We start from the raw sequence: 13,324 nt of genomic DNA, 5'->3' as shown, positions 1-13,324 counted from the left end.
TATTGTGGCTTATCGTCGCAGGCGCGGGGCGGAGATTGGTATACCATATTCCAGTTTGCAAGCCCTATCTTGGTTTCCTTTCCACAAAATGCGCGGGTCTGCCTGACTCCTACGGGAGCGCGGGATCTTGGCGTCCAAACGAAAACGCCCGGCCGTTGAGGCCGGGCGGTGGTGTTTGGAAGCCGCTGTTTGGGGCGGGTCAGATCGTCGATTTGGCGACCACGACCTTGCGCCAGGGCTTGAGCACGGCGATCGCCAGCAGCGAAGCCAGGATGTTGGCGCCGGCCGCGATGATGAACACGCTGTCCCAGGTGCCCGACGACTGCTGCATGTAGTTGGCGATCGGCACCAACAGCGCGGCGGTGCCCTTCGCGGTGTAGAGCAGGCCGGCATTGGTGGTCGCGAACTTGGCGCCGAACGTGTCGGTGCAGGTCGAGGGGAACAGCGAGTAGATCTCACCCCAGGCGAAGAACACGAAGCCCGAGAGCAGCACGAACCAGACCGGATCGTGACCCCAGAGATAGAGCATCCAGATGCCGAAACCTTCCATGCCGAAGGCGATGAACATCGTGTTCTCGCGGCCGATCATGTCGGAGATCCAGCCGAAGAACGGACGCGTCAGGCCGTTGAGCACGCGGTCGATCGTGGCCGCGAAGGTCACCGCCGTCATCGTCACCGCCATCAGCGTCACCGGCACGCTGTCGACCTTCCAGTCAACCGCGATCGGCTTCAGGTTCGCGGTGACCATCAGTCCACCCGCGCCGACGATCACGAACATGAAGTACATCAACCAGAAGATCGGCTGGCGCAGCACTTCGGTCGGCTGATAGTTGCGCCGGGTCTGGATGATATTGGCATTCGCCACCACGTTCGGCACCTGACCCGCTTTTGGCGCGAGCAGGAAGAAGGCGAGGATGCAGATGATGATGCCTTGCCCAAGGCCGAAATACAGAAAGGTGGTCTGGAATCCGCTGTCCTTGATCATCGCCTGGATCGGCGCGACGGTCAGCGCAGAGCCTGCACCGAAGCCGGCCGCCGTGATGCCGGCCGCAAGACCGCGCTTGTCCGGAAACCATTTCAGCGCGTTGCCGACGCAGGTGCCGTAGACGCCGCCGGCGCCGATGCCTGCGATGATCATGCCGAGATAGTAGCCGTTGAGCGAGGTCGCCTGCGCGTTGATCGCCCAGCCGATGGCGCAGAGCACGCCGCCGACCAGCACGACGATGCGCGGGCCGTATTTGTCGACGAACCATCCTTCGATCGGCACCAGCCAGGTCTCGAACAGGACGAAGAGCGTGAAGGCCCATTGGATCGAGGCGCGATCCCAGCCGAACTTCTTCTGGATGTCGGGGACGAAGAACGTCCAGCCATATTGATAATTGGCGATCATCACCATCGCCGCCACACCGATCGCCAATTGCGCCCAGCGATAGGCATCGCTTACGCGTGCGGCACTAGGGGCCGCTGCCGACTGCACCATGTCCGTCATCAAAAACCCTCCCGAACGCGCCGATCATTTTTATGCATGCGCTGGCGGGCATCCTGGTATGCAATATGCCAAGATTCAAGCTGGGATGGGAGGGTGCGGCGAAATAACGCGGGCTTGTTCACATGCGCCAGGCGGACATGATTGTAAAGCCCCGATCGCGCTCGGCGGACGGCGGCGATTGCAGCTTGTCCAAGATAAATCGTTGGTTTTGCGTTGCTTTTTCTTGGTTCAGCGATACCGCAGGACGCTATTGAAAGCTTATGCGTTCGGAGATTTTTCCACGCCTGCATTGGTCGCGTCCGCCGACACGCAGTCCGTGGCGGCGGCGCAATTCCTGGAATTCTATATTCCAGAATTCTGGAGTGCGGCAATTTGGCGTTCGCGCCGATGCAGTTTACGCAGATCCCGGCCTTACGCCATCGACGTACGGAGCCGGCTGTAGCCTTCCTGGATCGCGGACCAGAACAGGGCGACCAGGCCGAGCGCCATGATGGTGCTGACGAGGCCGTTGGAGAAGAACACCCCGAGCGAGCCTTGCGAGCCCAGCAGCGATTGGCGGAATGCTTCCTCCGCCTTGTCGCCGAGCACGATGGCGAGCACCAGCGGCGCGAGCGGATAATTGCACTTCTTCAGGAGATAGCCGAGCACCCCGAACACCAGCATCAGCATCACGTCGAAGGTGCTGTTGTGCACCGAGTAGGCGCCGATCGCGCAGAGCACCAGGATCAGCGGCGCGATGATGCCGAAGGGCACGCGCAGGATCGCGGCGAAGATCGGCACGCAGGTCAGCACGACGATGAGGCCGGCGAGATTGCCGAGATACATCGAGGCGATCAGGCCCCAGACGAATTCCTTCTGCTCCACGAACAACATGGGGCCGGGCTGCAGGCCCCAGATCAACAATCCGCCGAGCAGCACGGCGGCGGTCGGCGAGCCGGGCACGCCGAGCGACAGCATCGGCAGCAGCGCCGAGGTGCCGGCGGCATGTGCGGCCGTCTCCGGCGCGATCACGCCCTCGATCTCGCCCTTGCCGAAATTGTTGCCGCGTCGCGCCAGGCGCTTGGCGATGCCGTAGCTCATGAAGGAGGCGGGCGTGGCGCCGGCGGGCGTGACGCCCATCCAGCAGCCGATCAGGCAGGACCGCAGCGAGGTCATCCAATAGGCGGGCAGCTCGCGCCAGGTCTGGAGCACGACGCGAAGGTTGATGCTGGCATTGCCGCCGCGGAATGCCAGTCCTTCCTCCATGGTCAGCAGGATCTCGCCGATGCCGAACAGGCCGATCACGGCGATCAGGAAGTCGAAACCGTTGAGCAGCTCAGTGACGCCGAAGGTCAGCCGCAACTGCCCCGTGATCGAATCGAGGCCGACCGCCGCGAGCGCAAAGCCCATCATCATCGCCGCGATGGTCTTGAACGGCGGCTCCTTGCTGAGGCCGACGAAGGAGCAGAAGGCGAGGAAGTACACCGCGAACTTCTCCGCCGGACCAAATCGGAGCGCAAAGCCTGCAACCAGGGGCGCCACCAGCGTGATCATGATGACGGCAAACAGCGCGCCGACGAAGGACGAGGTGAAGGCAGCCGTCAGGGCTTCGCCGGGCTTGCCCTGCTGGGCCATCGGATAGCCGTCGAAGGTGGTCGCCACCGACCATGGCTCGCCCGGTATGTTGAACAGGATCGAAGTGATGGCGCCGCCGAACAATGCGCCCCAGTAGATGCAGGACAGCATGATGATCGCCGATGTCGGCGGCATGCTGAAGGTGAGGGGAAGCAGGATCGCGACGCCGTTGGCGCCCCCTAGTCCCGGCAGCACGCCGATGATGACCCCGAGCGTGATGCCGATCACCATCAGCATGATGTTGTAGGGCTGCAGGGCGACCGCGAAGCCGTGAAACAGGTTGGCCAACTCTTCCATGTCAAAACGTCCTGCAGCAGCAATTAAATGAATGCGTAGTCTTACAGACCGAGCCATTCCTCGAGCGGCCCCTTGGGCAGCGGGACCAGGAACCAGCGCTCGAAAACGAGATAGGTCACGACGGGCATGCCGACCGCCACTGCGACGACTGTCAGCCAGCGATAGCCGCCGAGCCAGCGCATGAACCAGGCGATGAACACCATCGAGGCGACGTAGAGGCCGATGAACGGCATTGAGCCGACATAGATCGCCGTCGGCACGACGACGCTCATGACCTGGCGCAGCTGCCCCCATTCCGCGAACAGCCGGCCATCGTCGTCGCGCCGCGCATGCCAGAGGTTGATGGCGCTTGCAACGACGATGGCGCTGCCGACATAGAAGGGGAAGAACCCGGCGCGCGGCCCCTCCGCGCCCCAGTTGATGCCGGCCTTCAGGCTGCCGACGATTACGATCAGGCCGAACACGCCGATCAGCAGCGCCGTGCCGATTTCCAGCGTCTTGTGTGCGGGGCCGGACTCGGATCCGGATCGTTCAGTCATGAGCCCTCCAGGCGGAATCGCAGTGCTGCGCAGTCGAGGAGACGGCCGCAAGCAGCGTCCTCAGCCGTCATCGATGTCGCGGGTCAATTCGCGGATCAATTTCCCGGCGCGAGGAAGCCGGCTTCCTTCATCAGGCCTTCGTGGCGCTTCTCCTCCGCCTCGACCCACTTGGCGTAGTCGGCGCCGGTCAGGAAGGTCGTGTTGAAGGCGCCGCTCTTCATGAACTCCTGCCATTCCGGCGTCGCGCGGACCTTCTTGAACAGCTCGACATAATATTCGATCTGGTCCTTCGTGGCCTTGGGCGACATGAAGATGCCGCGCAGCATGAGATATTCCATCGCAAGCCCCTGCGACTTGCAGGTCGGAATGTCCTTCCAGGCCTTGCCGTCGGCGATCGGCTCGTCATAGGCCATCGGCTGGGCGTCGAAGACGCAAAGCGGACGGAGCTTGCCGCCGCGCCATTGCGCCACCGCCTCGATCGGGTTGTTGACGGTCGAATCGACGTGGTTGCCGACGAGCTGGACCGCGACCTCGCCGCCGCCCTTGTAGGGGATGTAGGTGAACTTGGCGTCGATCGCCTTCTCGATGCCGACCGTGATGATCTGGTCTTCCTGCTTCGAGCCGGTGCCGCCCATCTTGAACGAGCCGCTTGGCGCCTTCTTCGCGGCTTCGACATAGTCCTTGACGCTGTTGTAGGGCTTCTCGGCATTGACCCAGAGCACGAACTCGTCGAGCGCCAGCATCGCGACCGGGGTCAAATCCTTCCAGTTGAACGGGATGCCCGTCGCCAGCGGCGTCGTGAACAGGTTCGAGAGCGTGATGATGATCTTGTGCGGATTGCCCGACGAGGTCTTCACGTCGAGGAAACCTTCGCCACCCGCACCGCCGGCCTTGTTGATGACGACAAGCGGCTGTTTCATCAGATTGTGCTTGGTGACGATGCCCTGGATGGTGCGCGCCATCTGATCGGCACCGCCGCCGGTGCCCGCGGGCACGATGAACTCGACCGGACGGACCGGCTCCCAGGCAGCCCGGCTTGCGGTGCTGCTCGCGCATGACATCGCGATTGCCGCCAAAGCGACATTCAGAACGAATGGCTTCATCTGTTTCTCTCCCTGTCGAACCCTCAACGCAGCCGCTCTTTGTCGGCTTGCGTCAGCCCATCTCGATTCAAATGCCTGGTGTCGCCCATGGTGCCGATTCTCCCATGGCAGTCCCGGTAGAAACTCTATGAGCAGGGACAACGCGCGGCATCCGCTCCTTTCGGCTAAGCCTCGGCCAGGGTCCGTGCAAATGTGCCCCTCGGCTGCTTCCGCTGCGCTACGTCGTCCCCCGCCTTACACCTTTGATTGTTCAATTGGGCTTGCTGGTCGAATGGTATGCGAGATGCCAAGGGGCAAACAATCGGATCGGCGGGCACGTCGGTGGACGAATCGTCGCAGCTGTGGTCGCGCGGAGGCAGGCGTAAAACGAAAATGGCCCCGACATGGGGGGCCATTTAATCCAACAAAGGGGTCGCGGTGGTCTGCGGTCCCGCCGTTGGGCGGGGCCGCCAAGCTGTCTTACAGGCCGAAACGCGGCAGGTCGCCATTGTGGTTCGAGATCTCGGCGCTTGCCAGCAGGAACCGATCGACCGCGGCCATGAACCGGGCGAACAGCGAGGAGGAGGAGGGGGCGAAAGCGACGGAGGCGGTCTTCGACATCGGAATTCCCTTTCTTGAGACGGTCAGCCTTGCTGTCTCATTTCTGGGAGCAATCTATGTATACCAGATGCCAGTGTCCATGCCCGTGGTTGCATAGCAGCATGCAGTCTATCGCATTGCAGCATAATAGTGGGTTAAAGGGTCCGGTTCGGACATAAAGTTGCCAATGCGGACACACGGCGGCGCCTTTGTTGAACAAACGGGCACTAAAGCCGGCTGAAAAAGCGGTCCGAGAGGGGCGACCTGGCCCTAGGCGGTCCGGGTTCCGGCCGTGCTGCAATGCCAGGGCCCTTGGCATGGTCATGCAAAGCCGCTAGTGGTCCGCCCCCTTATCCAATCAACTGTCAGAGTGGTTCATGTCGAGCGCCTCGCCCGCCGTCTCGATCGGCATCGATTTTGGCACGAGCAACACGGTCGTTGCGCTGGCGGCGGACGACCGCCGGGTCGAGGCCATTCGCTTCGACCATGGCGGGCAGCGCCACAGCGTCTACGTGTCGGCCCTGTGCTTCTGGGAGGATCGGCCGGGCGCCGGCGCCCAGGCCGAGGGCGGGCCGTGGGCGATCGAGCAGTTTCTCGAAGGGCGCCACGTCTATCGCTTCCTGCAATCGTTCAAGACCTTCGCGGCGAGCTCCAGCTTCAATACCACGCAGGTGTTCCGGCAGCGCTACAAGTTCGAGGACATCCTGGCGGCTTTCCTGCGCACGCTGGCGCGCCACGGCGGGGACAAGTTCGGCTTCGAGGCGGCCAACATCACGGTCGGTCGTCCGGTGCGCTTTGCCGGCGGCAATCCCGACGAGGCGCTGGCGATGCAGCGCTACCGCGCCGCGTTCGAGCGCTTGGGCGCCGGTCACGCGCGCTATGTCTACGAGCCCGTGGGCGCGGCATTCTCCTTCGCCCGCAGGCTGGAGCGCGATGCCACCGTGCTGGTCGCCGATTTCGGCGGCGGCACCAGCGATTTCTCCGTGATGCGTTTCTCGCGTGCGGGCGGCGTGCTTCGCGCCGAGCCGCTCGGCCACGCCGGCATCGGCGTTGCCGGCGACACCTTCGACTATCGCATCGTCGATCACATCGTCTCGCCGCGGCTCGGCAAGGGCTCCAGCTTCCGCTCCTTCGACAAGGTGCTGCCGGTTCCGACCGGCCATTACACCAACCTCGCGCGCTGGCATCAGCTGGCGATGATGAAGAGCAACGGCGATCTGCGCGAGCTCCGCGAGCTCCAGCGCACCGCGCTGCAGCCGCAGCTGCTCGAGGATTTCATCACCATCGTCGATCTCGACCTCGGCTTTGCGCTGTACCGCGCGGTGTCCGACGCCAAGGTCGCGCTGTCGGCGCAGGACGAGGTCGACTTCCGCTTCAAGGGCGGCGGCGTCGACATCGGCGCGGCCATCACGCGCAAGAAATTCGAAGCCTGGATTGCAGACGACATCGCCCGGCTCGGCGCCACCGTCGACAAGGTGCTGGCCGAGGCCCGCATCGCCGCGCGCGAGGTGGAGAAGGTGTTTCTGACCGGCGGCACCTCGTTCGTTCCCGCGGTCCGGAAATTGTTCGCCGACCGCTTCGGCAACGAGCGGCTGATGTCGGGCGACCAGTTCGAGTCGATCGCCTACGGCCTGGCGCTGATCGGGCACAGTTCGGATCCGGACAGGTGGACCGCGGACGGCGAGCTCAAGCGGAAGGCGGGCGCGTAACGATCATTCGTCATTGCGAGCGAAGCGAAGCAATCCAGACTCGTTCTGCAGAGGGACTCTGGATTGCTTCGCTTCGCTCGCAATGACGACGTGGGTAGAGCGGCGCATCTGACCGAACAGCCGTAGGGTGGGCAAAGGCGCGCTCTTCGCGCGCCGTGCCCACCATCTTTGAGAGGTTTAGAGAGCGTTGGTGGGCACGCTGCGCTTTGCCCACCCTACGATGCTGATGTCGTTGCTACTGGTTGATCTCCGGCTCGACCAGCCGCGCCAGATTCCGCAGCGACTCCTGCCAGCCGAGATAGCAGGCCTCGACGGGAATGACGTCGGGCAGGCCCGACTGCGTGATCTCGACCTCGGTGCCGACCGAGACCTTCTTCAGGCTCACGGTCACCTCGATCAGGCCCGGCAGGTTGGGGTCGTCGAACTTGTCGGTGTAGCGGAGGCGCTCGCCGGGCACGAGCTCGACGAATTCGCCGCCGAACGAATGGCCGTTGCCGGTCGTGAAATTCCGGAACGACATCTTGAACGTGCCCCCGACCTTGGGCTCGAAATGATGCACCGTGCAGGTAAAGCCGTTCGGCGGAAGCCATTTCGCCATCGCGTCGGCTTCCAGGAAGGCGCGATAGACCTTCTGCGGGCTGGTGGCGAGAACGCGGTGCAGGCGGACGGTATTGGGCATGGTTGTTATCCCTGGTGATTGATGGGCCCGAGTTGGCCTCTATGGCCCATTCATGTCACGAGGACGACGGGCAAGCCGCCGATCCGACAGGTGGTTTGGATTTTTTTTGGTGCCCTGTCCGCTAGACGGCTGCGACATCCTGCGGTGTCATCGTGAATGCCAGCCTGTAGCGGCCAGTGATGAAATTCTCGCGAGCCCCGGCTGCCTGAAGCGATGACGCCGAAAACTGGCCGGCGATCACGTCCTCGACCACATCGGCATCGTAACCCGATAGCAGCACGATCCAGTCGGCGGTGCTGTCCTTGCCGCGGATCTGCTGTTCGGTGGTGGGCGCACTCGTCCGGGGTGTGTCGGTGAGGAGGAGGTGGGCACCGGTCAGCCCCGGCTTCTGCGCCAACGCGCCGAGCATGTCCGAAAGGCGCGCCTGCAGCGCCGCCTCCCGTCCGGCCTCCGGCGATAGCCTGATGGTGGCCAGCGAAGTCGCCACACCCCCGCCAAAGCTGGCGACGATCCGGCACTGGCTGCGGATCATGCCGAGATGATGCGGCATCATCTTCGTCGACCATGGCGTCGGCGCGTTGAGCCGGTCGAGATAGCCTTTCGATGTGAGGACGTCGTAATGCTCGAGTTCATAGAGCACGAAAAAGCCTTCGGCGTCGGTCGTGCTGGTCCATCGCGACCCGCGCCGAAAGCCTGGAATGCTCATCCGCTCGGGAAAGTGCTCATGCGAATGCCAGTCGCCGAACTCGGTGCGCTGCTCGGGGTGAACGCTCCACCACATCGCAACGGCGGCCTTGCCGAGCAGTGACATGCTGATCTCCCTCTCGTTGTCCGGCAGATTGCTTCAGGATGCGCTCCCGATCAATCAGCCACAATTCCGCTATCCTGCGCCGGCTACCCTGACGCGGGAGAACCTCGCTCTCGTCAAAGCGCCTTTCCAGTTCTGGCGATCGCAGTTCGGCGGACCCGGCGTCGGCGACGGTTTGGGCAACGCACGCGTCGCTGAAAGCTTGCCGGGTAAGCCTGACATTCACGTCGTGCCGGCCGGCCACTATGCGTTCCTCGCACCGTGCTCGGCCGATCTCGCTGCGGCCGTTCCGCGCATCTGCACCGATGTGCCGGCAGGCTTCGACAGGGCCGGATTTCATCGCGAGTTCAACGCGGCGGTGGTGGGGTACTTTCATCGACAGCTCGCCGGCGGAGATCAGTGAGCATCGGGCATTCGCGAGGAGCGAGGATGAGGCGACTTGGCTCGGTAATCGGCTGACGCGCTGTCGATGGCATTTCGCCGTGCTTCCCCCGCTGGCCGGCGGCGCTCGGCAGTCAGCCAAACGCGCCTCTCCATCCCGCGCGGCTCACAAGCGACCTCAGAGGCCACCTATGCGCCGAACATGCCGTATGGCGCGGTGAGCGAACTGTAGGACGGACTCTTGATGATATTGTGCAGGTTCCTGCGGCGAGCCCCCATATTGCCGCCATCGTAGAGCGGGAAGCACATCGCATCATTCATCAATTCCGCCAGCGGGTGCATGTCGGTGTAGCTGTCGACACCGACCAGCCGCATGGCGTCATAGACGACATCGACGCAGGTTTCCGAGCAGAACACTTTCGTCATCACGGCAAGTTCGTGCTCCCTGCCTTTGGACAGGTCGAATTGCTGGCAGGCCTTCCAGGTCAGGTACCGGCAGGCCTCGATCTTCATCTTCATGTCGGCCAGCATGTAGCCCACCGTGGAATATTCGATGATCGGATGCGGCCCGGAGCGGGCATCCTTCCGCGCGAACGCGACCGCATGGTCGAACGCGGCGCGCATGACCCCGACGCAGGCGGCCCCGATCAGCGCCGCAGTCCACGCAAAATTGGTCGAGACGATCTCGATCCCGTCTCCCGGCTTGCCGATGATATTGCCGGCGGGAACGCGGACATTCTCGAACTTCATTCGCGGCGAGATCGTAGCCCGATGCCCGGCCGTATCCAGAATCCCCGTCACCTTGACGCCCGGCGTGCTGCCCGGAACCATGATCACGGCCAGGGAGTCCTGTGCGCCCTTGCTCGGATCGGTCCGGCAGACCACTGCGAAGAGATGGCAATTCTTGCCATCCCAGCCGGTGCCGTTGGTGGTGTAGTGCTTTTCACCGTTGATCACCCACTCATCGCCTTCGCGGATGGCGAAGGTCTTCACGCCGAAGCGCGGATCCGGGGCATCGAAATTCGCGCCACCCGTCACCTCGGTGAAGGCGAGTGCGCCGAGCAGGGATCCGTCCTGGATGAAATCGGGAAGCAGGCGCTGCTTCTGCTCCTCGGTCCCGAACATGATGACGGGCTTGACGCAAAGGCCGGTTCCGAGCATCGCACTGGGAACGTTGACGTCGACGACGCACAACTCTTCCGCCGCAAGCGCGAAATCGAGCGTCGAAACGTCGGTGCCGCCGACCTCCTTGGGAAACAATCCCTTCACGAAACCGGCGTCGACGCCCATCTTGTGGAACGGCCTGATCGCATAGAAGCGGTCATCCGGCTTGGCGTAGTTGCGAATGGTCGCTCGGACGTCCTTGAGAGCTGTTTGCGCGAAGGCACGCGCGCCGTCACGAAGCGCGATCTGATCTTCGCTGAGCCTGAAGTCGATTGCCATGGCGATCTCTCCCCGCGAGAAATGAATGCGCGCCGAAGCTAACGCCACGGCGGCGTTCGATCTTGGCTGGGAGTGACGAAAGAGTTGACCTGGAGTGCACTTCTCGCGGGATCGCGCGGGACGTCGCCGGAATCTATTCCTGCCGTTGCCTCAGTCGATATGCGCGCGGCGAAGCTCCGAAGCGCTGGCGGAAACTTCGGTTGAAATGGGAGATGTCGTTGAAACCCCAGCGGAATGCGACATCGGAGATCCGCGATTGCGCTGAAATATCGAGATCGCCTGCGCAACGGAGCAGTCGGCGCTCCAGCACGACTTGGCCGAACGATCTGCCCTTTTCCTCGAAGATCCGATGAAGATAACGAACGGAAATCCCGAAATGCGCGGCAACGGACGATGCCGATAGCCCGGCATCGGCCAAATTCGTTTCGACGAACTTCACGATGGCCGCGTTGAGGGCGCGTTGCGCGGATTGGCGCTGCCCAATCCGCGTCGCCTCGGTGGCACCGAGGGACAGTGCAGCCAGGTTGACCACATCGGCCGCGAGCGGCTCGATGGCCTCCGATGGCAGCTCGGCCACGCGCATTGCGATCGATTTCAGGAATCCGATCGTGATCTCGCCCAGTGCCTGATCACCTGACACGCATATGCCGGTCGAACAGTCGGGCGTCTGCAGCAACGGCCGCAACATGTGGCGCGGGATACGAAATGAGAATACGTTCCAGTCGTCCATGAAGTCGAGGAAGTAGGGCCGCGTCGAATCCACGATCGCAAACTGGTTCGGGCCGACGATCGTTTCCCGGCCTTCGGTCTCGTAACGGCATCGGCCGCTCAATTGAAGATTGAGGAAATAGACCTCTTGCGGCGACCTGCGGATTTCCGCCTCGTCACGGATGACGCGGTGCGCTTTGGACTGGACCGTCGTCACGTTGATGGTTGACAGCGGATGCGCGGTGACGCGACTGGGAAAGCGGCCTCTGTTATGGTCTCGAGGCCGCTCCGGTCTCAGCGTCACGAAGGCTTCGCAGAGGACCTCGCGCCAATAGACGAACTGTTCGTGGTCGGGCAACTCTTCGGTGTTCCAGACTTTCATCGACCACCTCTCTCGGCGCGATGGTTCATCGACAAGCAAAGCCAGTGCCATTCCAGTGGGGTTGCGGCCGCTTCGTTTCTTCTGATCGCCAACGGCTCATCCGAGCCATGACGCGGTCGAAGCTGGCGGGTCGCTCAAGTGTAGTCCGAGCGCGTTATGCCGGAGCCGGCAGCCCCGGACGCTTCACCAGCGTAAAGGCCGCAGCGGCCAACGGGCAGAGGACCCCGACGAGAAGAAACGCGGGCACGAGGCTAGGCCCGGGCCAATCCCCGCTCAAGAGCAAATCGACGGCAGAACAGCGGGAGCGCTCCCCGTTCAACGCTACCGCTTCAACTTCCCGGAGAATCGGCGAAGAGTTCGCGCCCCGTTGCCCGCCTCCACTGGATCAACTCCAGTGGGTTTGACTTACGCTGTCGGCCGATAGCAGCGGCCGCACGTCCACGTCAGCGAACTTCAGGAGGCTGCGCGGAAGCAATCGACCCGTCCGCGGAACAGACGATCAGCTGGATCAGGCTTCCGATGCTCGGCCGATCTCGCCGCGGCCGTTCCGCGCATCTGCACCGATGTGCCGGCAGGCTTCGACAGGGCAGCCCTTCACCGCGACTTCAATGCGGCCGTGGTGCAGTTCTTTCGCGGGCAGCTCGTCAGCGGAGATCGCTGAGCACCCGGTCCAGGTGTTCCGTCATGTCGGAGCTCTCAGGCCAGGAGAGTTCAGCCATGCCTCGATCTCGATGGCCGTCTCGTCCTGCCGTACCCTTCGTAGCAGCCTTTCGCGATGCTGACCGGGAGGAAGCAAGTGGGCTTCATCTCGCGAGCGTCTGGCGTCGTCTGTCAGACGTTGCTTGAGACTTTCGGTTCGCTTGATGTCGTTTTGACGCCGTCCCATGGCGCTGCTCCATGCTGGAGGAGGCGGGAGCGCTATGCGTTCTCATCACCGATGGATGCCACGAGCCGGGCGGTGATGACGAAGTCTACCACAGATCGCGAGAGGATCGATCATTTAGACTTGTCATCTGCCTGGAACTCCGGAGGAGATCATCGCCGTGTCGAAGTGACGCGCGCGCATTGTGACGATCTCGTCTGGCACTTGCGCCAGAGATCAGGAGGCGAATCCTCAAACGCGAAAACGTTCCACCGCAGGCGGGCGCAATTATATACGGCTCGAGCCTTGTAAGTGCTTGCGATGAGGTATACCTTCAATCTATTCGTTCAGCCGCTGTGCTTGTTGAATGCGCCTGCGGGCTCCTTTTCCAGAGACATCGACGAATTGAATCGATCTGCGTGAACGTCACGCGGAATGCGCGCCTATGCGCTTTGGAGAAGAGAATGACGACAGGTACTGTGAAGTGGTTCAACGGCCAGAAGGGCTTTGGATTCATTCAACCCGACGACGGCGGCAATGACGTGTTCGTTCACATCAGCGCGGTCGAACGGGCTGGTCTTGCGGGTCTCGCCGAGGGCCAGAAGGTCAACTTCGAGACCAAGACCGATAAAATGCGGGGCAAGGTCAGCGCAGAGAATCTCTCGCTGGCTTGAGCTCTGTACGGCCGTTTCACGGATGTACTGAAACGGCTATGTGACCCGCTCGATCGT

The 13,324-nt window shown here is 62.6% G+C and carries 12 protein-coding genes; 3 read left to right on the top strand and 9 right to left on the bottom strand.

The annotated features are described in order from the left end of the window. Positions 1-199 precede the first annotated feature (199 nt). The 5 genes from oxlT to ACNJYD_RS25665 all read right to left on the bottom strand — a co-directional run bounded on the left by oxlT (position 200) and on the right by ACNJYD_RS25665 (position 5,642). Positions 200-1,489 carry an oxalate/formate MFS antiporter gene (oxlT, locus tag ACNJYD_RS25685; protein ID WP_172784267.1) on the bottom strand — a complete coding sequence of 430 codons (1,290 nt, stop codon included), beginning with the start codon at positions 1,487-1,489 and terminating at the stop codon, positions 200-202. A 411-nt stretch (positions 1,490-1,900) separates the two neighbouring features. After that, the gene (locus tag ACNJYD_RS25680) at positions 1,901-3,400 is read right to left on the bottom strand and encodes a tripartite tricarboxylate transporter permease (RefSeq protein ID WP_172784268.1); all 1,500 of its coding nucleotides are present in this window, start codon (positions 3,398-3,400) and stop codon (positions 1,901-1,903) included. A gap of 41 nt (positions 3,401-3,441) precedes the next feature. After that, positions 3,442-3,939 (bottom strand): tripartite tricarboxylate transporter TctB family protein, encoded by a 498-nt coding sequence (locus tag ACNJYD_RS25675; RefSeq protein WP_212256896.1) that lies wholly within the window; start codon positions 3,937-3,939, stop codon positions 3,442-3,444. 95 nt (positions 3,940-4,034) lie between these two features. After that, positions 4,035-5,042, bottom strand: a complete 1,008-nt coding sequence (locus ACNJYD_RS25670) for a Bug family tripartite tricarboxylate transporter substrate binding protein (protein WP_172784270.1) — start codon at positions 5,040-5,042, stop codon at positions 4,035-4,037. A 459-nt stretch (positions 5,043-5,501) separates the two neighbouring features. Next, on the bottom strand, positions 5,502-5,642 hold the full coding sequence (locus ACNJYD_RS25665) for a hypothetical protein (protein ID WP_172784271.1): 141 nt from the start codon (positions 5,640-5,642) through the stop codon (positions 5,502-5,504). Positions 5,643-5,998: 356 nt separating this feature from the next. Here ACNJYD_RS25665 and ACNJYD_RS25660 point away from each other — a divergent pair, with 356 nt between their 5' ends. Next, positions 5,999-7,330 carry an Hsp70 family protein gene (locus ACNJYD_RS25660; protein WP_439363699.1) on the top strand — a complete coding sequence of 444 codons (1,332 nt, stop codon included), beginning with the start codon at positions 5,999-6,001 and terminating at the stop codon, positions 7,328-7,330. A 235-nt stretch (positions 7,331-7,565) separates the two neighbouring features. On the opposite strand, the gene ACNJYD_RS25655 is transcribed toward ACNJYD_RS25660, so the two are convergent. Both ACNJYD_RS25655 and ACNJYD_RS25650 read right to left on the bottom strand, forming a co-directional pair. After that, on the bottom strand, positions 7,566-8,009 hold the full coding sequence (locus ACNJYD_RS25655) for an SRPBCC family protein (RefSeq protein WP_172784273.1): 444 nt from the start codon (positions 8,007-8,009) through the stop codon (positions 7,566-7,568). 121 nt (positions 8,010-8,130) lie between these two features. Beyond that, positions 8,131-8,820: a hypothetical protein gene (locus ACNJYD_RS25650; protein ID WP_212256894.1), complete on the bottom strand. Its 690-nt coding sequence runs from the start codon at positions 8,818-8,820 to the stop codon at positions 8,131-8,133. Between ACNJYD_RS25650 and ACNJYD_RS25645 the strand changes: the two genes are divergently transcribed. Continuing rightward, positions 8,819-9,220, top strand: coding sequence for a hypothetical protein (locus ACNJYD_RS25645; RefSeq protein ID WP_212256893.1), 402 nt, complete (start codon positions 8,819-8,821; stop codon positions 9,218-9,220). The genes ACNJYD_RS25650 and ACNJYD_RS25645 overlap by 2 nt on opposite strands. 167 nt (positions 9,221-9,387) lie before the next feature. On the opposite strand, the gene ACNJYD_RS25640 is transcribed toward ACNJYD_RS25645, so the two are convergent. After that, positions 9,388-10,641 carry an acyl-CoA dehydrogenase family protein gene (locus tag ACNJYD_RS25640; protein ID WP_212256892.1) on the bottom strand — a complete coding sequence of 418 codons (1,254 nt, stop codon included), beginning with the start codon at positions 10,639-10,641 and terminating at the stop codon, positions 9,388-9,390. A gap of 133 nt (positions 10,642-10,774) precedes the next feature. Then, positions 10,775-11,731: a helix-turn-helix domain-containing protein gene (locus tag ACNJYD_RS25635; RefSeq protein ID WP_212256891.1), complete on the bottom strand. Its 957-nt coding sequence runs from the start codon at positions 11,729-11,731 to the stop codon at positions 10,775-10,777. Positions 11,732-13,057: 1,326 nt separating this feature from the next. Here ACNJYD_RS25635 and ACNJYD_RS25630 point away from each other — a divergent pair. Then, positions 13,058-13,267 carry a cold-shock protein gene (locus tag ACNJYD_RS25630; RefSeq protein ID WP_172784278.1) on the top strand — a complete coding sequence of 70 codons (210 nt, stop codon included), beginning with the start codon at positions 13,058-13,060 and terminating at the stop codon, positions 13,265-13,267. Positions 13,268-13,324 lie beyond the last annotated feature (57 nt).

Origin of the sequence: Bradyrhizobium sp. SPXBL-02, from assembly GCF_051853065.1 — a bacterium.
In the GTDB taxonomy this organism is placed as follows: domain Bacteria; phylum Pseudomonadota; class Alphaproteobacteria; order Rhizobiales; family Xanthobacteraceae; genus Bradyrhizobium.
The sequence above is the reverse complement of the archived record's forward strand: the minus strand, read 5'-3'. Positions and strand labels throughout refer to the sequence as shown.

What these genes read in the sequence shown, in the direction of transcription:
- oxlT (WP_172784267.1), bottom strand. Translation starts at nt 1,489, where the DNA reads ATGACGGACATGGTGCAGTCGGCAGCGGCCCCTAGTGCCGCACGCGTA.
- ACNJYD_RS25680 (WP_172784268.1), bottom strand. Translation starts at nt 3,400, where the DNA reads ATGGAAGAGTTGGCCAACCTGTTTCACGGCTTCGCGGTCGCCCTGCAG.
- ACNJYD_RS25675 (WP_212256896.1), bottom strand. Translation starts at nt 3,939, where the DNA reads ATGACTGAACGATCCGGATCCGAGTCCGGCCCCGCACACAAGACGCTG.
- ACNJYD_RS25670 (WP_172784270.1), bottom strand. Translation starts at nt 5,042, where the DNA reads ATGAAGCCATTCGTTCTGAATGTCGCTTTGGCGGCAATCGCGATGTCA.
- ACNJYD_RS25665 (WP_172784271.1), bottom strand. Translation starts at nt 5,642, where the DNA reads ATGTCGAAGACCGCCTCCGTCGCTTTCGCCCCCTCCTCCTCCTCGCTG.
- ACNJYD_RS25660 (WP_439363699.1), top strand. Translation starts at nt 5,999, where the DNA reads ATGTCGAGCGCCTCGCCCGCCGTCTCGATCGGCATCGATTTTGGCACG.
- ACNJYD_RS25655 (WP_172784273.1), bottom strand. Translation starts at nt 8,009, where the DNA reads ATGCCCAATACCGTCCGCCTGCACCGCGTTCTCGCCACCAGCCCGCAG.
- ACNJYD_RS25645 (WP_212256893.1), top strand. Translation starts at nt 8,819, where the DNA reads ATGCTGATCTCCCTCTCGTTGTCCGGCAGATTGCTTCAGGATGCGCTC.
- ACNJYD_RS25650 (WP_212256894.1), bottom strand. Translation starts at nt 8,820, where the DNA reads ATGTCACTGCTCGGCAAGGCCGCCGTTGCGATGTGGTGGAGCGTTCAC.
- ACNJYD_RS25640 (WP_212256892.1), bottom strand. Translation starts at nt 10,641, where the DNA reads ATGGCAATCGACTTCAGGCTCAGCGAAGATCAGATCGCGCTTCGTGAC.
- ACNJYD_RS25635 (WP_212256891.1), bottom strand. Translation starts at nt 11,731, where the DNA reads ATGAAAGTCTGGAACACCGAAGAGTTGCCCGACCACGAACAGTTCGTC.
- ACNJYD_RS25630 (WP_172784278.1), top strand. Translation starts at nt 13,058, where the DNA reads ATGACGACAGGTACTGTGAAGTGGTTCAACGGCCAGAAGGGCTTTGGA.